General features: G+C 38.6%; 18 protein-coding genes. 7 read left to right on the top strand and 11 right to left on the bottom strand.

What is annotated here, in order from left to right; all coding sequences use genetic code 11:
* From FCR2A7T_RS07780 to FCR2A7T_RS07830, 11 genes are all read right to left on the bottom strand, one after another.
* On the bottom strand, window positions 1-308 hold a 308-nt coding region (locus FCR2A7T_RS07780), incomplete at its 3' end, for a sigma-70 factor domain-containing protein (RefSeq protein ID WP_035117871.1).
* Window positions 309-446: 138 nt separating this feature from the next.
* Window positions 447-1,145 carry a hypothetical protein gene (locus tag FCR2A7T_RS07785; protein WP_023570730.1) on the bottom strand — a complete coding sequence of 233 codons (699 nt, stop codon included), beginning with the start codon at window positions 1,143-1,145 and terminating at the stop codon, window positions 447-449.
* 100 nt (window positions 1,146-1,245) lie between these two features.
* Complete coding sequence (locus FCR2A7T_RS07790; RefSeq protein WP_035117873.1) at window positions 1,246-3,003, bottom strand: hypothetical protein; 1,758 nt, start codon at window positions 3,001-3,003, stop codon at window positions 1,246-1,248.
* Window positions 3,000-4,247 carry a DUF4249 domain-containing protein gene (locus tag FCR2A7T_RS07795; protein WP_035117874.1) on the bottom strand — a complete coding sequence of 416 codons (1,248 nt, stop codon included), beginning with the start codon at window positions 4,245-4,247 and terminating at the stop codon, window positions 3,000-3,002. Before FCR2A7T_RS07795 ends, FCR2A7T_RS07790 begins: the two co-directional genes overlap by 4 nt.
* Before the next feature lie 4 nt (window positions 4,248-4,251).
* Entirely contained in the window at window positions 4,252-5,496 is a 1,245-nt protein-coding gene (locus FCR2A7T_RS07800; protein WP_023570733.1) for a DUF4249 domain-containing protein, read from the bottom strand.
* Between the two features lie 11 nt (window positions 5,497-5,507).
* The gene (locus FCR2A7T_RS07805) at window positions 5,508-6,710 is read right to left on the bottom strand and encodes a DUF4249 domain-containing protein (RefSeq protein ID WP_023570734.1); all 1,203 of its coding nucleotides are present in this window, start codon (window positions 6,708-6,710) and stop codon (window positions 5,508-5,510) included.
* An 18-nt stretch (window positions 6,711-6,728) separates the two neighbouring features.
* Window positions 6,729-9,506 (bottom strand): TonB-dependent receptor domain-containing protein, encoded by a 2,778-nt coding sequence (locus FCR2A7T_RS07810; RefSeq protein ID WP_035117886.1) that lies wholly within the window; start codon window positions 9,504-9,506, stop codon window positions 6,729-6,731.
* Window positions 9,507-9,510: 4 nt separating this feature from the next.
* Complete coding sequence (locus tag FCR2A7T_RS07815) at window positions 9,511-10,308, bottom strand: hypothetical protein (RefSeq protein WP_051369534.1); 798 nt, start codon at window positions 10,306-10,308, stop codon at window positions 9,511-9,513.
* Window positions 10,309-10,435: 127 nt separating this feature from the next.
* Window positions 10,436-12,586 carry a polyribonucleotide nucleotidyltransferase gene (locus FCR2A7T_RS07820; protein ID WP_023570736.1) on the bottom strand — a complete coding sequence of 717 codons (2,151 nt, stop codon included), beginning with the start codon at window positions 12,584-12,586 and terminating at the stop codon, window positions 10,436-10,438.
* 145 nt (window positions 12,587-12,731) lie between these two features.
* Window positions 12,732-13,001 carry a 30S ribosomal protein S15 gene (rpsO, locus tag FCR2A7T_RS07825; RefSeq protein ID WP_023570737.1) on the bottom strand — a complete coding sequence of 90 codons (270 nt, stop codon included), beginning with the start codon at window positions 12,999-13,001 and terminating at the stop codon, window positions 12,732-12,734.
* A gap of 106 nt (window positions 13,002-13,107) precedes the next feature.
* Window positions 13,108-13,563, bottom strand: a complete 456-nt coding sequence (locus FCR2A7T_RS07830) for a GAF domain-containing protein (protein ID WP_023570738.1) — start codon at window positions 13,561-13,563, stop codon at window positions 13,108-13,110.
* Between the two features lie 71 nt (window positions 13,564-13,634).
* On the opposite strand from FCR2A7T_RS07830, the gene xrtF reads away from it, so the two are divergent.
* From xrtF to FCR2A7T_RS07865, 7 genes are read left to right on the top strand one after another with little or no spacing between them, the layout of a single operon-like run.
* Entirely contained in the window at window positions 13,635-14,192 is a 558-nt protein-coding gene (xrtF, locus tag FCR2A7T_RS07835) for an exosortase family protein XrtF (RefSeq protein WP_023570739.1), read from the top strand.
* Window positions 14,167-14,610: an exosortase F system-associated membrane protein gene (locus FCR2A7T_RS07840; RefSeq protein WP_035117875.1), complete on the top strand. Its 444-nt coding sequence runs from the start codon at window positions 14,167-14,169 to the stop codon at window positions 14,608-14,610. The genes xrtF and FCR2A7T_RS07840 overlap by 26 nt, the downstream gene beginning before the upstream one ends.
* Before the next feature lie 45 nt (window positions 14,611-14,655).
* Window positions 14,656-15,480, top strand: a complete 825-nt coding sequence (locus tag FCR2A7T_RS07845; RefSeq protein WP_023570740.1) for an ATP cone domain-containing protein — start codon at window positions 14,656-14,658, stop codon at window positions 15,478-15,480.
* 19 nt (window positions 15,481-15,499) lie between these two features.
* Window positions 15,500-16,858, top strand: a complete 1,359-nt coding sequence (locus FCR2A7T_RS07850) for an MBL fold metallo-hydrolase (RefSeq protein WP_023570741.1) — start codon at window positions 15,500-15,502, stop codon at window positions 16,856-16,858.
* Window positions 16,859-16,917: 59 nt separating this feature from the next.
* Entirely contained in the window at window positions 16,918-17,349 is a 432-nt protein-coding gene (locus tag FCR2A7T_RS07855; protein WP_023570742.1) for an HYC_CC_PP family protein, read from the top strand.
* A gap of 60 nt (window positions 17,350-17,409) precedes the next feature.
* On the top strand, window positions 17,410-19,650 hold the full coding sequence (locus FCR2A7T_RS07860; RefSeq protein ID WP_023570743.1) for a TonB-dependent receptor: 2,241 nt from the start codon (window positions 17,410-17,412) through the stop codon (window positions 19,648-19,650).
* Window positions 19,651-19,671: 21 nt separating this feature from the next.
* Window positions 19,672-20,010 (top strand): heavy-metal-associated domain-containing protein, encoded by a 339-nt coding sequence (locus FCR2A7T_RS07865; protein WP_023570744.1) that lies wholly within the window; start codon window positions 19,672-19,674, stop codon window positions 20,008-20,010.
* Window positions 20,011-20,013: the final 3 nt, after the last annotated feature.

The following is a 20,013-nucleotide window of genomic DNA, read 5'->3' on the forward strand; positions in this document are numbered from 1 at the left end:
ATAAACTTAAATCCACGCGTTTCATCGAAACGTTGCGCGGCTTTAATTAACCCTAAGTTACCTTCGTTAATCAAATCGGGTAGTGTTAACCCTTGATTTTGGTATTGTTTTGCAACCGAAACCACGAAACGTAAATTTGCTTTCGTTAATTTTTCTAACGCTCTCTGGTCTCCGGCTTTAATGCGTTGTGCTAATTCTACCTCTTCATCTGCAGTAATCAAATCAACTTTTCCAATTTCCTGAAGGTATTTGTCTAAGGAAGCGGTTTCACGATTGGTAACCTGCTTGGTGATTTTAAGTTGTCTCATTTAAGAATCTCCTTGTCTTTTAAAGTGTTCAGTTTGTTATACGTAATGCGTTACCAAAAAGTTACAATATTTGTAAAAAAATAAAACAGCTCTTCCGGAATTTCTTCTGGAAGAGCTGTTGCGAATAACTAACTAAACTTATAATTTCCGTGTTCCTGTCCAGCTGCCGTTTTCGGGCACTGAGTTTTGCCAAGTACCACTTATCGTATTACCGTTTATAGTGCCGGAGAATGAGCCGCCTTCAAAAGTGCCGGTGATGGAAGTACCTTCCACAGAACCGTCCATATAAATTGCATTGATATCGTCATTAGGAACCGCTAACCCTAAAACATAACCGTCTGAAGTTGTGGCTAAATTGAATATACCGCTCGAATCACCGCTGAACGTACCGAGATAACATTTAATGTGTGCAAAGGAATATTCTTTGAACATCTGCACTGAAGCATTGGCATGACCACTGATGTTCAGATTGTCAATCAGAGGATTTTCTCCGTCACTCAAAACATTAAAGTCAAAGGTAGAACTTCCGTTAGTGAAAGTTAGTCCTGAAATATCCTGGCCATTGGTTACGCTTTCTGCTGTTGTGAAATTGTATGTGGTTCCGTCAATTACCATTTTTGCCGAAACGGAACCGCTGTTGTTGATGTTGACGTAGACCGTTCCGGTTGAACCGACAAATATGCCTTTGTAAACACCGTAATTGCTGGCATCAAACTCTGCTTTTGCTTCGGGGGCGGTTGATAATGTATTGTCGTCAGGCGTAGTGGTATCATTACTGTCGTCTGAGCAACTGAATAACGCCATGCTAAAAACTAATAGAATAATAATTTTTTTCATAATGCTCAATTTTAAGATTTACATAAATTTAGCAACTTTAATTTCTATTTAGCAATGGCTGTATTGGTTAATCGATTAAATGTCAGTTATTTCAGTTGATTTATTCTACCGTTATATATTCCTTCAATGAAACCGCTTCACCTTGATTAGTGAAACCTTCTAATGAAATTTCAAATCGACCTTTCACATCGGAGGTGTAGAAAAACAGTGGCAATTCATTTCCTGTTAATGTGATTTCGGGTTGCCAGTACAGTTGGTATCTGAAATCTGGAATTCTTTCGTAACCCGCATGCGAATAATTCGGACTGAAGTATTTTTTTTCTGTTTGCGGCCTGTCAAGTGTCACTTCTTTAATGTAATTACCAGTGGTTTTAATTTTGTAATCGTTTTTCTTGGTAACGAAATTAATAATACCGTTAAAAACTTTTGGACCATAAACATATCCTTGGTTGACAAAACTTACTTTGTATATGTTTTGCATGTCATATTCAAACAGCTCGTTAATATTCTGGATTAGAATCCCATCAACCAATACTAAAGCTTCTCCGTAGGCTTCTCCCTGAGCAGAAAAATCTTTTATAATAATGGAATAGTTGTCTTTTTCTTTTTTAAAGGTTATTTCATAAAGCACTTCAATGATGGTTTCTTTTAAGGTTGGAAAACGGGTGTAGTCATCCAGAACATATTCTTTTTCAAGTGGATGGAAGAATAGTAACGATTTCGACGGACCGTTAAGGCTGTCTTTTTTCTTTTGATAGTAGTTGTTCTCGATCTGGTTTGCGATGGAACGGTTTTCAATTTCGATCTGGTTTTTCGGATTTAAAAGCGATGAGGTAATGGTTTCCATAGACTTGAAGTCAGGCGATTTGGTTTCGTTGAGTACGATTTCATAGTCGTTACGGTCTTTTTCCATAACTTGGATTATCGCATTGGAATGGCTGGGCTGTTCGTCAAGAATGAAATTGAATTTTCCTTTTTCATCGGTTTTGGCGATTTTAAATCCAAACGATTTTCCCGGAAGAGAGAGTGTGACGGTTTTGTCTTTCAAATCTTTATTGTTGTCTTTTGCGATGATTGAACCGGAGATGATTTCGCCGCGTAATTCCGGTAAATACTGACTTTTTTCCGTGCTGGAATTGTTTGTGACTGAAAGAGAATTTAAAAATTCAACCGAAGAAAGCTTTTTTGGCATTGGGAGACTGTCTGTTTTTCTTACCGATAGCGAAAAGTTACCTGCAGTTTTTTCTTTCAAAACAGTATTAATTTCAAGGCTGACCTTTTCACGGTTGCTGTATTTTAATTTATCGGTTTTAACTTCGATAAGATTTTTTTCAGAATGCTTTGCTTCATTTTTTTGTACAGCGAACGGGGTATTCGAAGTCTCTTTTGAATTCGGAATGTTTTTTGCTGTTTCTCTCAAGGAGTTGTTCTCAAACGGATTTATAAGAAAAAGATCCGTTTTGGAGATTCCGTTTTCAGCTTTATTTAAAGTCCAGTTCGTGTATGCGATAAGTTTATAATTTCCTGTTTTTAAGGTAGTCGAAATGAAGAAATCCCCTTTTCCGATTCCGTTTTTTAAAGTGATTTTTTGTTTTAAAACGGAATGGTTTGTATCATCCAGTAATTCAATATATCCGATTTTACTCGTTGAGCTAAATTTTTTCAGTGTAGAATTTAACGCATATACTTTGTATAAAAGTGTTTCGCCTGTAAGGAGCGTTGTTGTGTTACAGTGCACATACAGAGTCTCTTCTATAGTGTTGATTTGACTTACAGGTTTTGCGGAATAGGCATTCTGACCAAAAGACAGATTGTTGGTTAGAAGTAAAAGTGCCAGAAGTGAAATTATTTTTGTCATTGCCAAAAGGGTGGTATTACGTTTGATGAAAATGTTGAACAATCGCCGCAAACCGGCTTAACCATAATGAAAATAGGAAATGCTTCTTTATAGAAAATTAGTCTTTTTTGTGCGATAGCTGATCTGAGTTCGAGGCCGGGACCGCCGTATCCACAAGGGAATTCTGGCGAATACGGAGGGTCGCCAAAGTACATGCTGTCAAATTCATATTCTTCACAATTTACAGGATAGGCCGGAGCATGCGTATTTGGAAAAATATCATTGAAATTAAAAAATATTCTTTTTGAGGTTACAGCGGCTACTTCGAAAAAGCCAATTACTTTTTCTTTTGGATTTGTAACAGATTTAAGGTTTCCATAGAAAAAGCCGGGTTGGTTGGGTGATAAAATATTTCCAGAACCCGAAATTTCTTTTAGGGTTTTATAAAATGTATACGCTTCAAAACTTTGCACATACTGGCGAACCATAATGCTGTATCGTTCGGCAATGGTGTAGTCGGTATTGGAAATAAAACGCACCGGAAAGTTGACAACACGGTCTTCGTTATAAGTGTTAGTTGATGTCAGAAAGAGTTCGTTAGAAGTTTTTGTAGTGTAACAAACATGTGTTTCTGTTGGTCTTAATTGAAAGCCTATCGTCTCAAATCCCGGAAACGATGTTCCAGGACAAATTCTTGGATGCGGTAATAAGACCGTTTTAAAAGGACTCCATTTGGGAACCGTTATTTTTGAAGTTTCTTCATATTCGTAACGGTAGAATTTTGAAGTGCCGGTTGGGTCGTAACTGTTAACGCTGATTTCAACTCCGGTTTGCCCTTCTTTTGTTGTCACATTTGTGCTCAGGCTTTCAATTTCAGTGATTGTTGTCAGCGTTTCCGGTGTGGAAATATACTCCCTTCCGTCACTTGTGGTGATAAACAATTGGTATTGTTTTCCGGGTACAGCTTGAAATTCGGTCGTTGATTCGTAAAGATTATTTTGTTCTGAAAATTCGTAGCGATTGCCTGTATCGTCCTGTACATAAACGTTCGCTCCTGTTTCAAAAACAGGACCGTTTTCTTCCAACATATAGGTCTTACTTATTTTAATCTGTTGCTTTTTTAATTCGTTAGTAATGGTAGCTTCGATAACAATCGCGTCTTCATAGGTTTCGGTTTGTAACTGATAAGGTTCGGTACAGTATACCATTGATAATGAAATTATCAATACTAACAGGAATTTGTAATATGTTAATTTAAATCTCATGTTTTTATTGCCAGAAAGGGGGAACTACATTGGATGAAAATGTTCTGCAATCGCCGCACACCCGTTTTACCATAACAAAAAACGGAAAATCTGATTCATAGAAAATTAATCTTCCGGATCTGATGGCTTCTCTCAAAGCGCCTCCATCTCCTCCGGTTCCGCATGGGATTTCAGGGGTTGGATGGTGATTAACGCCAAAATCCATACTGTTAAAGGTGTACTCGATGCATTCGTATGGGTAAGGAGGGGCTAGAGTATTTGGGAAAATATCATTAAAATTAAAAAAGATTCTTTTTGATGAAACGGATGCCACTTCAAAAAAACCAATTACTTTTTCTTTTGGATTGGAAACGGACTTAATGTTTCCGTAAATGAAACCGGGCTGATTGGGCGATAAAAGACTTCCCGTTTCTGACATGTCTTTCATAGTTTTGTAAAAAGTATAGGCTTCCATACTTTGTACATACTGCCGAACCATAATACTGTATCGTTCTGCTATGGTATAATCTGTGTTTGATATAAAGCGTACCGGGAAATTTACCACCCTGTCTTCGTACAGTGTACTAGTAGAAGTCAACAGGATTCCTACAGAGTTTTTTGTGGTATAACAAACTCTGCTCTCTTCAGTTTTTAATTCAAGTCCAATGGTTTCGAAGCCAGGGAATTCTGTCCCTGCACAAATTCTTGGATGATCGAACAATACGGCTTTAAAAGGGCTCCATTTTGGAGCAACTACTTTTGAAGTTTCTTCATATTCGTAACGGTAATATTTAGATGTTCCTGATGGATCATAACTGTTTACCGCAATTTCAACACCGGTTTGTCCGTCTTTTGTAATGACATTGGTGCTAAGGTTCTCTATTTCAGTGACTGTAGTTAGCGTTTGGGTTGAGGATATGTATTGTTGGCCGTCACTTGTAGTGATGAATAATTGGTATTGTTTCCCGGGACTTGCCTGGAATTCGGAGACAGATTCGTAAACTCCGTTTTGTTCGTTAAACTCGTAGCGATTTCCTGTGTTGTCTTGAACGTATACTGTAGCACCCGCCTCAAAAACAGGTCCGTTTTCTTCCAGTAGATAGGTTTTGCTGATTTTTATCTGCTGTTTTTTCAATTCGTTCGTGATGCTTGCCTCAATAACGAAAGCCTCCTCAAACGTTTCGGTTTGTATTTTGTAAGGTTCGGTACAGTATACCATTGATAATGAAATCACCAATAGAAACAGGAATTTGTGAAATTTGGTTTTCATTTTTATGTTTTTTATTGCCAAAATGGAGGTACGACATTAGATGCAAAGGTTGTGCAGTCTCCACAGGCTGCGGGTACCATTACGTAAATCGGATGTGTCTCGGATAATGGATTGTAAATGAAATCGTAAAACACTTTTTGACCGCTTTGCACGTAGCTGATTAGTTTAAAACCATCACCCAAAGGATTGGTTCTGAAGTCCCCAGCGTCTAAACTTTCTTCAGGACAATCCATAAAAAACTGTGGTATCGGTTCGTTAGGAAAAACATCCCCGTAGTTGAAAAATATTCTTTTTTCAGATGCGGAACATACGTCAAAAAAACCAATGATTTTTTCTTTAGGGTTGGTTAGAGATTTAATATTGCCCATAACAAAACCGGGTTGATTGGGTGATAGCAATTCCCCCGAATCCGATAAGGCTTTGATTGTTTTATAGTATTCGTAAGCTTGTTGGCTGATTACGAATTGCCTTACCAGAATACTGTATCTTTCGGAAAGCATGTATTCCCGGTCGCCTATAAAGCGAATGGGGAATTTATACACCAAATCTTCCATTAAATCAGTTGTGTTTGTTAATAAAAAAGTGTCTGATTTATTGGTTTTGAAACAGGTTTTGGATTCGTAACCCCGTTCCATATAACTGACTGTTCTTGGGTTTAGCAGATACGCTTTATAGTTTGACCATTTCGGAACCACCACTTTATAGGTTTCCTCATATTCGTAACGATAGAATTTGGAAGTATTGGTGGGGTCTGAGCTGTTAACGCTAATCTGAACTCCTCTTTCCGAGTCTTTCGTAACAATGTCTGTGTCGATACTGCTAATTTGATTGGCAGTGGTCATTCTTTGAATGTTTGAAGCATATTCGTTACCGCTGGCAGTCGTTATGAAAAGTTGATAGTTAACATTTGGAACTGCCTGAAATTGTACGGTGGAAACATATACTCCGTTTTGTTCCGTAAAATCATAACGGTTGCCCAAATTGTCAGTTATGTATACATCTGCGCCAGTCTCCATTGTTGGCCCGTTTTCTTCAAACTGATAGGTACGGCTGATTTTTATCTGTTGCGTTTTTAGCTCGTTTGTAATGGTCGCTTCAACAACCAGAGCATCTTCAAAAGTGTTTGTTTGGATCTGGTAGGGTTCCGTACAACTTACTAAACTTATGCAAAACAGTATGCAGGCGATGGCTTTTGTTGTAAATTTTGTTTTCATTTCTTCTTCGTTTTTAAATTAAAACTTGAAATTGTATGTAATTGTTGGAACCGGAACAGAAAATATGGAAGTTTTGTATGCTTTCACTTCCCCGTCTTTGGTTACAAAAAAGACTGAGTATGGGTTGTTTCTTCCCAAAACATTATAAATGGAGATGTTCCAGAAACTGTGTGCTAATTTTTTTATTTTATGATTACCTTCAATATTTACACCTATATCCAAACGGTAGTAATCCGGAATGCGGAATTTATTTCTGTCGCTGTAAAGGGTGTATTCCGCGTTTCCATAGGTGTATTTGCCAATCGGGTAGGTAATTGGTCTACCGGTCTGATAAATAAAATTTGTGGAAAGGCTATAACGTTTTGTGAATTTATAATTCAAAACGGCACTTAAATCATGTGGTTTGTCATAGTTCGCTGGAAAATAATCACCGTTGTTAACCTTGTCACTATCAAATTTGCTGTCCAGTTTTATAAAAGTTCTTGAGTAGGTATAGCCCAACCAACCGTTCAGTTTTCCGGATTGTTTTTTAATCAGAAATTCAATACCGTAAGCTTTTCCTTTTCCTTTTAAAAGTTCGGTTTCAATGTTTTCGTTCAATAATAATTCGGCACCTACTCTGTAATCCAGAATGTTGTTTATTCTTTTAGTGTATCCTTCCAGACTCACTTCAAAATCTTTTTCAGCAAAATTTTTGTAGAAACCCAGTGAATACTGATCGGCATTTTGAGGTGCAATATTAAGATCGGATAATTTCCAGGTATCGGTAGGCGATTGGGTAGTATTGCTGGACAGTAAATGCAGGTACTGGTAGGTTTTATCGTAACTTGCTTTTACCGATAAATCTTCGGTAATAAAAAAACGAGCGGAAATGCGAGGTTCGAATCCGCTATAGGTTTTTATGACTTTATTGTTTCCAAATTCTTTGGTTTCAGTTACGGTGGCGTCTGTCATTGGAGCGTCGTTTTGGTAAACCCGTTGTGTTGAACTTCCTAAAGCAGCATAAAAGGAATACCGAAGTCCTGCGTTTATTAAAAGTTTTTCGGAAACCTTATACGAATCGGATAGGTATATTCCGGATTCAATGGCCTTTTCTTTTTCTATTGTAACAGGAGTCAGCAAACTTTCCTGACCAATCGGATTCAGGTAGCCGGGATTTATTTTGTACAGTTTTGAAGCGATACCGTAGCTTATTTTATGTTTGTCGTTTAATGTATAATTGAATTTCAACTGAACTTGATTCTCGTCAATCTTATACCCGAAATCAAACGATTTGGTCATGTTGTTTTCGTTTTCATAGTCGATGTTGAATTTGTATTGGCTGTTTGAAAGTAGTAAAGCCGCTTTGTGTTTTATGCTGAAGGCGTGATTCCATTTTAACGAGAACAAACGATTGCTGTACTTGTAAAGGGAATCGGACGATACGCTGAAGGCATCATGACTATAGTAACCGGTAGCTTCGATGTCATTATTGTCATTTATCTTATGGCTATATTTTACCACACCGTCATAAAAAGAAGCTTTGCTGTTTTTGAGTGATTTTTCATCGAGCGTTTTTAAAATCCAGTCTGAATACGTGGCTCTGGCCCCTATCAGTAAACTTGATTTTTCTTTCACTATTGGGGTGCTTACGGTAATGTTGCTGGTTACGGGGCCTATACCTCCCTCGCCGGAAAGTTTGCTGGTGTTCCCATTTTTGGTGGTAATATCAAATACAGAAGACAATCGACCGCCAAATTCAACCGGAATACTTCCTTTGTAGATGTCGGCACTTCCGATAGTAAATGGATTTATTGCTGAAAAGAATCCAAAAAAGTGAGCCGGATTGTAGATAACCGCATTGTCCAGAAGAATAAGGTTTTGGTCTGTTTTTCCGCCTCGTACATTAAACCCGGATGAGCCTTCTCCGGCAGTTTTTATCCCGGGGATGGTGGTGGCAACTTTTAAAATATCCCTTTCGCCAAGAACCATGGGTATGTTCTTTAGTCCTTCAATGTTAATGGAAGTAACACCTGTGTTGGCGCTTTTTACGGTTTCACTTTTTTTTCCTTTAACAATTACTTCTTTCAATTGGTTGATGTTTTCCGAGACGGTAAGGTCCATTTTTCCGTTACTGTACATCATGACTTTTCGGATTACTTTTCGAAAAAGGAAATTTTCTGTTTCGATGGTATTTATCCCTATTGGCAGTTTAATGGAATAGAAGCCTTGCTGATCTGTAATGGCGGTTGCTTCATTGTTTTTAGTCCGTATAATTACATCCGCTACGGGTTTTCCTGTTTTGGCATCTTTTACATATCCGGTAAGTTCGAAAGTTTTTCCGGTAGAGACTTTGTTTTCTTTTCCTACAAAAGAAATAGTGTTTTCGTTTTCTATGTTGCCATCATTGTGCTCTTTTTCAAAAACTGGACTTCCTTGGAAAACGACTGCGCTGTTTTGGGGTTTGTTTTTCTCGGTGTTGAAATAATTCTCAGGTAATTTATCATATATCACACTGTTTTTAGTCAGAATTATTTTTTCATCCGACATGTAAAAATTCAGCGACGTATTTTGAAACAAGTCATTTAAGACAGATTCGAGCGTGCTGTCATTAAAGTTTGCGGTAATCGGATCGGGATAATTTTTAAACCAGTCTTTGTCAAAATAAAATTGATAACCGGAATCCTTTTCTATTGTTTCTATTGCTTTTTCAAGGGAAACATTGTTAAACGTAAAGGAGTATTTCTTTCCTTTAACCTGCGCAATGGAAATCTGATGCAAGAATACGACCAATAGTGTAATAAGAATTTTTTTCATTGGATTACTTAGTGTTGTTTTCAATTGCATTGCTCAGATAGGTTAGTAACTTTTCGTAAAATACTGTTTCTTCGTTGTTTTTTAATTTACCGTTTGCGGAATAAAAGTCGTTTATTTTTCTTTTTTGTTCCGGAAATAGTTTTATAATGTCTTTTTTCGAATTTATTTTAATAAAAGCATCATCTTTTTTAATAAGGTACTCGTAATTGTCGTCAAATTCATTGTAAACGGATGCGCCTTTTAGTACTTCTCTTTTGTCGCGATGGTGCTTAATGTAAAAAATGAAGTTTTTCCCAGAGATGCTTTCTTCATAGTAGCCTGTTTTTATAGGGCTTAGAGGGAAAAAAAGGTTGTCTATGTAGATGAATTTTTTATTGTTTATCATAAATGAGCTAACCCGATCCTGAATCAGGTTGATGCTTATGATGTCTGAATTTTTGGGTTTATAAACTAGTATGTCCTTGTAGATGTCGTATTTAAGGCTGATGTCGTAATATTGTTGGTTGTTATAATTGACTTTGCCAATTTCAAAGTTGTCCGAAGGGTAATAGCGGTGCTTGTTATTTAAAATACGAAATTCATTTGTATGCACAGTTCCGTTATTGATGTCCAGATTTTCAATGCCAAGTGTTTGATCGAAATGTTTTGTGAGAACTTCTTCGGAAGACTGAGCCTGTGCGGTGCTTATGGCTATGATTAACAAGCTTGTTAGCAGTAATTTGGAATACAAAGAGGTGTGTTTGGTTTTCATCTGAAATTTATCTAAAAAAAAGAATGGATAATTCTTACGCAAATTAGACATAATTTCAATTCAAAAATGTTAAATAGAAATTATTTTAAAGAAAATCTTACTTTTGATGGTGTTTAAACAAAAACCCCGCTCCAAATAAATGAAGCGGGGCTTTCTATGAATTAATTTTTATAAAAAATTAACCTTGTTTTGGAGTGTCTTTTTTCTCCTCACGCGGAGGTCTTGGCAATAAAGCTTTTCTGGAAACTTTTTCTTTTCTTGTTTTTGGATCCACACCTAAGTATTTTACCATAAACACATCGCCCATTTTAACTACATCGGAAACATTTTCCGTGCGTTCCCAAGCCAATTCCGATACGTGAAGCAATACTTCGTTTCCTGGTGCTGCGGTATATTCTACTACTGCCCCGAAATCAAGCATTTTGATTACTTTCACTTCGTAGGATTCGCCCATTACCGGTTTGAAAATGATGGAGTCGATTTTCGCCAATACTGCTGCGATTCCGTCCGGATTCGTTCCAAGAATTTCAACTACACCTTGCTCATCAACTTCGTTGATTACGATAGTCGTTCCGGTAGCTTTCTGTAATTCCTGAATCACTTTTCCACCAGGACCGATTAAAGCACCAATGAAGTTTCCTGGAATAGTACGCGTGATGATTTTTGGAGCGTGTTTTTTAACATCTGGTCTTGGAGTAGCAATAGTTTCAGTAATTTTTCCTAAAATATGCAAACGTCCGTCACGTGCCTGACCTAAAGCCTGCTCCATGATGTCGTAACGTAAACCGTCGATTTTGATGTCCATTTGACATGCGGTGATTCCGTCCGCAGTACCGGTAACTTTAAAGTCCATGTCTCCTAAGTGATCTTCATCTCCTAAGATATCCGATAAAACGGCAAATTTTTGTCCGTCTGTGATTAATCCCATCGCAATACCTGAAACCGGTTTTGTCATTTGAACTCCGGCATCCATTAATGCCATTGTTCCAGCACAAACCGTTGCCATTGAAGAAGAACCGTTAGATTCCAATACTTCAGAAACAATACGGATGGTATAAGGACAGTCAGCAGGAATCATGTTTTTCAAAGCACGTTGTGCTAAGTTTCCGTGACCAACCTCTCTACGGGAAGTTCCTCTTAAAGGTTTTGCTTCACCAGTGGAGAAAGGAGGGAAGTTGTAATGCAAGTAGAAGCGTTCTTCACCTTGCTCGGATGGAGAGTCAATTTGGTTGGCTTCTCTGGAAGTTCCTAAAGTAACCGTTGCCAAAGCCTGAGTTTCTCCTCTTGTAAATAAAGAAGATCCGTGTACAGAAGGCAAATAATCGGTTTCACACCAGATTGGTCTGATTTCCGTAGTTTTTCTTCCGTCCAAACGTACGCCTAATTCAAGGATAACGTTACGAACTGCTTCTTTGTTGGTTTTGTAGAAATATTTCGATACCAAATCACCGTTTTCTGCTAATTCTTCTTCGGTAAATAAAGATTTTACTACTTCTTTTACTTCAGCGAATTGTGCGGTTCTTTCGTGTTTGGCTGTTCCTTCTTTAGCGATAGCATAACACATATCGTAAGCAGCAGCTTTAACTTTGGCATAAATGGCTTCGTCTTCTTTTTCACCTTCGTATTCTCTGTAGGCCGGAGATCCAACAGCAGCTCTTAAGCGCTCTTGTGCCTGAATCTGAACTTTGATCGCCTCATGTGCAAATTTAATGGCTTCTACCATTTCTGCTTCTGAGATTTCTTTCATTTCACCTTCTACCATGGCAACAGAATCCATAGAAGCACCAATCATCATGTCGATGTCGGATTTTTCCAATTCTTCTCTGCTAGGGTTGATTACAAATTTACCATCAATACGCGCTACACGCACTTCTGAAATTAAATTGTAAAATGGAATGTCGGATACAGCCAATGCTGCAGAGGCAGCTAAACCAGCCAACGCATCCGGCATAATGTTTTCGTCATGAGACATTAACTGAATCATCACCTGTGTTTCGGCGTGATAATCATCCGGGAAAAGCGGGCGTAACACACGGTCTACAAGACGCATGGTTAATACTTCGCTGTCACTTGGACGGGCTTCTCTTTTGAAAAATCCGCCCGGGAAACGACCTGCAGCAGCAAATTTTTCACGATAGTCAACTGTTAACGGTAAAAAATCTACGCCTGGATTTGATGTTCTTGCGGACACAGCAGTTGCCAGTAACATGGCGTCGCCCATACGAACAACTACTGAACCGTCAGCTTGTTTGGCTAATTTTCCTGTTTCGATTGAGATGCTTCTGCCATCTCCTAAATCGATAATTTCCTGAAATACTTTAGGAATCATAAAAACTTAATTCTAAAATTAAACAATGGGTGTTAGTTGTGTTGTTGTTGTGTTGTTGTAGTTGTCTAATACCCAATGAAAAACCAAACTTTTTTCTGTTAAATATACAAAACAAAAAGAGGCGCGCGAGCACCTCTTCTTCTGATTATTTTCTGATGTTTAATTCTTTGATAATCGCACGATATCTGTTGATATCTTTTTTCTTTAAGTAGTCAAGAAGACTTCTTCTTTTACCTACCAATAAAACTAATGAGCGCTCTGTGTTGTAATCGTGACGATTTTTTTTCAAGTGCTCAGTCAAGTGAGAAATTCTGAATGTGAATAACGCGATTTGACCTTCTGCAGAACCAGTGTTGGCAGCTGCACCTCCGTGTTTAGCGAAGATTTCTGATTTAACTTCTTTAGTTAAGTACATGCTAATATCCTTTAAATGATTATTATGTAGCGCAATAGGTTTGTCCTAAAACGTGGTGCAAAGGTAAATTTTATTTTTGAATTGACAAATAAAACGTCAAAGTTGCCTAAAAAAGTTTTGCAATTTCTTGGTTTACAAACTCCAAGAAGCGTTCGTCGGCTTCGGTGAACGGATCCGGAACATGACTGTCGATGTCAATTTGTCCAATGTTTACGCCATTAACAAAAAGCGGCACCACGATTTCCGATTTCACGGTAAAGCTGCAGGCTATGTAATTGTCCTGAGCGCTCACGTCTGGCACTACAAAGTTTTCATTGGAAACCGCTACTTGTCCGCAAATGCCTTTTCCAAACGGAATTACGGTATGATCGGTTTCTGCGCCCACATAAGGTCCGAGATGCAAGGTTTGGGTATCATGATTGGCGAAATAAAATCCCACCCAGTCGTAATAACTGATGGTGTCACTTAAGAGCTGGCAAACGTTTTTTAATTTTTCATCGCGGGTAAAATTGTTTTGCGACAGTATTTCGATAACTTTTGGTTGTAATTCCTGAAATGTCATGTTTTTTAGTTTTATGCAAAAGTATTTAATCGCACTCTTTTTATTTTTATATTTTTGTTAAAATCAATCGTGTGAAAAACCTCTTTTTGCAATACAAGCCTTTTTTTCTTTTCCTGATAAAGTTTTTTGTGCTTTATGTGGTGCTGACGGTCGGCTACAAATTGTATCTCAATCAGTTTGATACTACCGGATTTGAAGTCGACTGCTTTACGCAAATGGTGGCTGAACAATCCGAAACAGTTTTGGTTTTTTTAGGGAAAGAGGCCAAAACGGAACCCAATGCTTTTGAACCTTGTGTGAATTTAATTTATAACGGGAAATTTGTAGCCAGAATAATTGAAGGTTGTAATGCACTAAGTGTCATGATACTTTTCGCTGCTTTTGTTTTTGCGTTTTCAGGGAAATGGCTCAAAACATTTTCATACATTCTGTTGGGCTGTGTGCTTATTCATGTATTAAACGTGCTTCGGATTGCTTTTTTGGCAATGGCGCTTTACAGTTATCCGGACTATGAACACATTTTGCACGGTGTGATTTTTCCGTTGTTCATTTATGCGGTGGTTTTTATTTTGTGGGTTTTGTGGGTTCAAAAATTTTCAGGCTATGCTGCAGATACTCCTAAGAAATAAAAAGAAAGTAGTTTCGGTTGTCCTGTTGGTGCTTCTTTTAGCGCTGATTCGTTTGTTTGAAAAGCAGTTATTTTACGATCCGTTTCTCGATTTTTTTAAAGGCGAATTTCAGATTGCCCAATTGCCGGAATACAAATCGGTACCGCTTTTCTTCGGATTGGTGTTTCGTTATTTTTTGAATTCGGTTATTTCCATAGCTGTTATTTATGTAGTTTTTAAAGATCTTCTGCTGACAAAATTCACTTCAGCTTTATATCTTATTTTCTTTCTGGTGCTGATTGGACTTTTTTTCGGAATCCTCAAGTTTTCAGGCCAACCCGATTATATGTTACTGTTTTATGTGCGCCGATTCCTGATTCAGCCACTATTCTTAGTATTATTTCTGCCGGCATTCTATTATCAGAAAAAAAACAAGTAAGAAATTTTCGTACCTTTAAACAATTGAAGTTTAAAAGGTGTACTCATGAAAGTGGTAAAACAATCCGGGGAAATTGTCTATTTCGATCGGGAAAAACTGAAACATTCCTTGCAGCATTCCGGAGCCAAAAAAGAAAAAGTCGATGAAATCCTCGAATTCATAGAAGGCGAAATTTACGAAGGGATGCCTACCCGTAAAATTTACAAGCTGGCTTTTCAGATGCTGAAAAAATCATCCAAAGCGCATGCTGCCCGTTATAACTTAAAATCCGCCATACAATCGCTCGGTCCCGCCGGCTTTTTCTTTGAAGAATACATTGCCATGCTTTTCGCTGCCGACGGCTATGAAACCAAAGCCAATATTTTTCTTGACGGAAGTTGCGTTTCCCACGAATTAGATGTACTTATTAAAAAGGATGAGCAGGTTACCATGATAGAATGCAAATTCCATTCGAACAGTGATGTGAAATCGGATGTGAAAATTCCTATGTACATTTTGTCCCGATTTAATGATTTGAAGAACAACCGTTACATGATTTTTGATAAAAACGATCAGATTTCTGCCTGTATCGTGATTACGAATAACCGTTTTACTTCCGAAGCATTACAATTCGGAACCTGCTCGGGATTGAAAATGCTGAGTTGGGATTATCCGCCAAAAGAAAGCCTTAAAAATAGGGTTGATGAGAAAGGAATGTATCCGATAACGTGTCTGACTACGCTTTCGCAGTCGGAAAAAGACATGTTACTGGCGCAAAAAATTCTTTTAGCCAAAGACCTGATACACGATATTGAACTTTTAAATCATATCGGGATTAACCGCAATCGCTTTAAAAATATCATTCGGGAAGCTTCCGATTTGTGTGCCTAACATTTAAAACCATCTGAAAATGAAAATACAGTTTTTAGGAGCCGCCGGAACCGTAACCGGTTCAAAAACATTAATCGAATCCAATGGCATCCGCATTTTAGTGGATTGCGGCTTGTTTCAGGGCGGAAAAGAAACCCGTCAGCGCAATTGGGAACCGCTCTCGGTGTTGCCGTCGAGTATCGATTTTGTATTGCTTACACACGGTCATTTGGATCATTGCGGTTGGCTTCCGTTGTTAATCAAGCAGGGTTTTGAAGGGAAAATTTATTGCACCAGTCCGACCAAAGCGATTACCCGGCTAATTCTTATGGACAGTGCCAAAATTCAGGAAGAAGAAGCCGAAAAAGCCAACAAGGAACATTATTCCAAGCACATTCCTGCCGAACCTCTGTACACGGTCGAAGAAGCCGAGAAAGTGCTGCCGTTTTTCAGAGTCATCAAACCGGAAGAAACTTTTGATTTGGATGCCGAAATTTCCGCACGCTATTTTACCGCCGGTCATATTTTGGGTGCCTGTTCCATCGAGTTGACGCTTGAAGGGAAAAAATTAGTGTTTTCAGGCGATATTGGCCGCGATAATGATGATTTGATGTTTCCTCCGATTAAACCGAAAACAGGCGATTATGTTTTTCTGGAAAGTACTTATGGCGACCGGCTCCATCCCGATACCGATGCGAAAGCCGAATTGGAACTGTACATCAATGAAGCTTTTGAAAAAGGCGGCAATGTTGTGATTCCGAGCTTTGCTGTGGAACGTGCGCAAGCGATCATGTACCTGATCTGGCAACTAAAAAAAGAAGGCAAAATTCCGGATATGCCTTATATCATCGACACACCAATGGGAATTAAAGTCATCGATATTTTTACCGAAAATCGCGAATGGCACAAATTACGCATTGATGAATGTCAGGAAATGTGCGCCATTTTTTCGATGATTACCGAATACGAAGAAACTATTGCGGCCATTTACGACGATCAGCCGAAAGTGATTATAGCGGCCAGCGGAATGATTACCGGCGGGCGCGTTTTGAGTTATCTGGAACGGTACATTGTCCGTCCGGAAACGACTGTGATTATTGTGGGTTTTCAGGCAGAAGGAACGCGCGGAAGAAAACTGCTTGAAGGGGAGAAGGAAATCAAAATGTATGGGAAATATTATCCGGTGGAAGCCAAAATTGTTGAAATCGAAGGACTTTCGGCGCATGGCGACCAGGATGATTTGCTCAATTGGTTGTCGGAACTCGAAACCAAACCGCAAACGGTCTTTTTAGTGCATGGCGAAACGGAAGCGTTGGTGACTTTAAAAAGTAAAATAGTAGCGAAGTACGGGATAAATTGTGAAATTCCGTATCAGGAACAAACCATTGAAATCAATTAACAGGGATTTGTATTTTTGGTATCAAAAAAATAATTACTTTTGACCTGATTTTTAATCCGATGAAAATAAACAAGCACATCAGTTTTCTTTTAGCCCTGCTGATATTGGTTTCCAATGTAGGCTTGGCTTTCAATGTGCATTATTGTGGAGGCGAACTGGCCGAAATTTCGCTCGATTATAAAAAATCAGAACCTTGTGTCGAAAAGAAAGTTGAAAAAGAAGCTACTTGTTGCGCTTCTGCAGACAAACACGATGATTGTTGTTCGAACAGTAAGGTAACACTGAAAAAATCGGCTTCTGATGAAGTTCTGGTAAAAAGTTTTCAACTTGATTTAGGTGTTTTTACTTTTGTTGAGGAATGGAAACCTTCTTTAATTGCAACAGCGGAAGAAAAAGTAAACAGCAGTGATATACCTTCTTTTTACTGCGACAGTAATGCGCCGCCGCTCTACAAACTCTATTGCCAATACATTTTCTACGATAAATTTTAATGTTTTGAAATTTCCGATGCTTTCGGAAGACACTTCTATTCAAACATTAAAATAAAAATCATGTACAACTATTTTATGATTTTCTGTATGCTGTTAGCCAATGTGGTGTCAGCGCAGGAAAAAGTGTCGGGAACCGTAACCGACGAAAAAAATAATCCGTTACCGGGTGCTTCGGTAGTATGGAAAGATTCCACTGTGGGAACTTCTACAGACGACAAAGGACAATTTACACTCCCAATGAATCCGGGAAGTCACGAGATTGTGGTGAGCTTTGTGGGCTATGAAAGTGTGGAAATGATGGTACACACGCCAAAAACAATAGCCGTTCAGTTGAAAGTTTCGAAATCGCTCGATGAAGTGGTGGTGCAAACTAAGCGCAATTCGCTTCAGAAATCCTATGTAAAAACGGCAAATGTTACCACGATGACCGGTAAAGAATTACTGAAAGCGGCTTGTTGTAACTTATCGGAAAGTTTTGAAACCAATCCTTCCATCGATGTGAATTTCTCGGACGCCATTTCGGGCAGCAAGCAAATTAAAATGTTGGGGCTAACGAGTCCGTATATCCTTATTGCAGAAGAAAATATCCCATCGGTTCGCGGCGCTTCACAAGCGTATGGATTGTCTTTCATTCCGGGAACGTGGGTGGAAAGCATCCAGATTACCAAAGGTGCCGGAAGTGTGGTCAATGGTTATGAAAGTATTTCCGGTCAAATCAACACCGAATTAATCAAACCGGCCAATGATATTCCGTTTTATTTGAATGCTTATGGTTCTACCGACAGTCGTTTCGAGCTGAATACGCATTTCAACAAAAAGTTTTCGGATAAATTGAGCAGTAGTTTGTTTGTGCACGGAAATACCCGAGTTTCCAAAAACGATATGAACAACGATGGTTTTCTGGACAATCCGTTAGGACAACAAATCAATATCATGAACCGCTGGCAGTACAACAATCTGGAGAAAGGTTGGGTAAGTTTTCTGAATGTCCGTTATATGAAGGATGAAAAACAAACCGGACAGGTGGATTTCGATGCCGACAGAGACAAGCTTACAACAAACCACTGGGGTTCTGAAATCAATACGGATAAAGTCGAGCTTTCTTCGAAAATCGGTTATGTTTTTCCGGACATGCCTTGGCAGAGTATCGGTTTTCAAAATTCATTTAACTACCACAAACAGGAATCGTATTTCGGTTTGAATCAGTACAATATTCAGCAAAACAGTTTTTATTCGAATTTGATTTTCAATTCGATTATCAGCAATACTTTAAATAAATTCGCTACCGGATTGAATTTTACTTCCGATGATTATAACGAATTTGTAAACGTTGGAATGCCTATGGATGTTAGCCGAAGAGATAATTCGGTTGGTGCGTTTTTCGAATATACCTATGATAATACCGATAATTTCAGTTTGGTGGCCGGTGGTCGTTTTGATCTTCACAATCGTTTGGGTGCGTTCTTTACGCCGCGAATTCACATGCGCTACAATCCGTGGGAAAAAGCCGTATTCAGAGCTTCAGCCGGAAGAGGGAAACGAAGCGCGAATATTTTTGCCGAGAACCAACAGTTGTTTGCCAGTTCAAGAGCGTTTTCCGTGTTGAATGCCAACGGTAAAATTTACGGATTGGATCCGGAGATTGCCTGGAATTACGGCATCAGTTTTATGCAAGGCTTCCAGTTGTTCGGTAAAAAAGCCGAAGTGACGTTGGATTATTACCGCACCGATTTCCAGAATCAGGCCGTGGTGGATTTGGATTACAGTCCGCAACAAGCCGTTTTTCATAATCTTAACGGGAAGTCGTTTGCAAACAGTTTGCAGATTGATTTCAATGTGGATCTGATGACACATTTTACTGTCAGAACTGCTTACAAATTCTACGATATCCAAACCGATTATCTGTCGGGTACTTTAGAGCGTCCGTTGCAGGCCAAACACCGTTTCTTTACTAATTTGGCGTATGAAACGCATATTAAAGATAAAGGGAAGCAATGGAAGTTTGACTTTACCTACAATTGGATGGGAAGACAACGTTTGCCTAACACGAGTTCTAATCCGTCAGCCTATCAGCTTAAAGAATTTTCGAATCCGTTTTCTGTGATGAATACACAAATCACCAGAACTTTTTCGAGTGTTTTTGAAGCGTACGTAGGAGGTGAGAATATTGGGAATTATAAACAGAAAAATGCTATTTTAGGTGCGGACAATCCGTTTGGTGCGTATTTTGATAGTTCTATGATCTATGCGCCGGTTTTCGGACAGATGTATTATGCCGGCATCCGATTTAAAATAAAATAAGAATCCATTTTAAACTACCATATGAAAAAAATAATTTTAATGCTGTTTGTTTCCTTGATTGGATTCGCGGCACAGGCACAAGAGAAGAAAAATAAAAATGCCAAAGCGGATGTTGAGGTAAAAGGGAACTGTGAGATGTGTAAAAAACGCATCGAGAAAGCCGCCTATTCTGTTGGTGGGGTGAAATCAGCGGTTTGGCATCCGGAGGACCAACAACTGCATTTGGTGTTTAATGAACAAAAATGCTCAGCTTCGGATGTTGCGAAAGCCGTTGCGAAAGCCGGTCATGATACTAAGGAAGTTAAGGCGGTGCAGGAAGATTATGATAAACTTCATGAATGTTGTCAGTACGACCGATAAAAA

Source organism: Flavobacterium cauense R2A-7 (assembly GCF_000498475.1).
Classification (GTDB): Bacteria; Bacteroidota; Bacteroidia; order Flavobacteriales; family Flavobacteriaceae; genus Flavobacterium; species Flavobacterium cauense.

What these genes read in the sequence shown, in the direction of transcription:
- FCR2A7T_RS07785 (WP_023570730.1), bottom strand. Translation starts at nt 1,145, where the DNA reads ATGAAAAAAATTATTATTCTATTAGTTTTTAGCATGGCGTTATTCAGT.
- FCR2A7T_RS07790 (WP_035117873.1), bottom strand. Translation starts at nt 3,003, where the DNA reads ATGACAAAAATAATTTCACTTCTGGCACTTTTACTTCTAACCAACAAT.
- FCR2A7T_RS07795 (WP_035117874.1), bottom strand. Translation starts at nt 4,247, where the DNA reads ATGAGATTTAAATTAACATATTACAAATTCCTGTTAGTATTGATAATT.
- FCR2A7T_RS07800 (WP_023570733.1), bottom strand. Translation starts at nt 5,496, where the DNA reads ATGAAAACCAAATTTCACAAATTCCTGTTTCTATTGGTGATTTCATTA.
- FCR2A7T_RS07805 (WP_023570734.1), bottom strand. Translation starts at nt 6,710, where the DNA reads ATGAAAACAAAATTTACAACAAAAGCCATCGCCTGCATACTGTTTTGC.
- FCR2A7T_RS07810 (WP_035117886.1), bottom strand. Translation starts at nt 9,506, where the DNA reads ATGAAAAAAATTCTTATTACACTATTGGTCGTATTCTTGCATCAGATT.
- FCR2A7T_RS07815 (WP_051369534.1), bottom strand. Translation starts at nt 10,308, where the DNA reads ATGTCTAATTTGCGTAAGAATTATCCATTCTTTTTTTTAGATAAATTT.
- FCR2A7T_RS07820 (WP_023570736.1), bottom strand. Translation starts at nt 12,586, where the DNA reads ATGATTCCTAAAGTATTTCAGGAAATTATCGATTTAGGAGATGGCAGA.
- rpsO (WP_023570737.1), bottom strand. Translation starts at nt 13,001, where the DNA reads ATGTACTTAACTAAAGAAGTTAAATCAGAAATCTTCGCTAAACACGGA.
- FCR2A7T_RS07830 (WP_023570738.1), bottom strand. Translation starts at nt 13,563, where the DNA reads ATGACATTTCAGGAATTACAACCAAAAGTTATCGAAATACTGTCGCAA.
- FCR2A7T_RS07840 (WP_035117875.1), top strand. Translation starts at nt 14,167, where the DNA reads ATGCTGCAGATACTCCTAAGAAATAAAAAGAAAGTAGTTTCGGTTGTC.
- FCR2A7T_RS07845 (WP_023570740.1), top strand. Translation starts at nt 14,656, where the DNA reads ATGAAAGTGGTAAAACAATCCGGGGAAATTGTCTATTTCGATCGGGAA.
- FCR2A7T_RS07850 (WP_023570741.1), top strand. Translation starts at nt 15,500, where the DNA reads ATGAAAATACAGTTTTTAGGAGCCGCCGGAACCGTAACCGGTTCAAAA.
- FCR2A7T_RS07855 (WP_023570742.1), top strand. Translation starts at nt 16,918, where the DNA reads ATGAAAATAAACAAGCACATCAGTTTTCTTTTAGCCCTGCTGATATTG.
- FCR2A7T_RS07860 (WP_023570743.1), top strand. Translation starts at nt 17,410, where the DNA reads ATGTACAACTATTTTATGATTTTCTGTATGCTGTTAGCCAATGTGGTG.
- FCR2A7T_RS07865 (WP_023570744.1), top strand. Translation starts at nt 19,672, where the DNA reads ATGAAAAAAATAATTTTAATGCTGTTTGTTTCCTTGATTGGATTCGCG.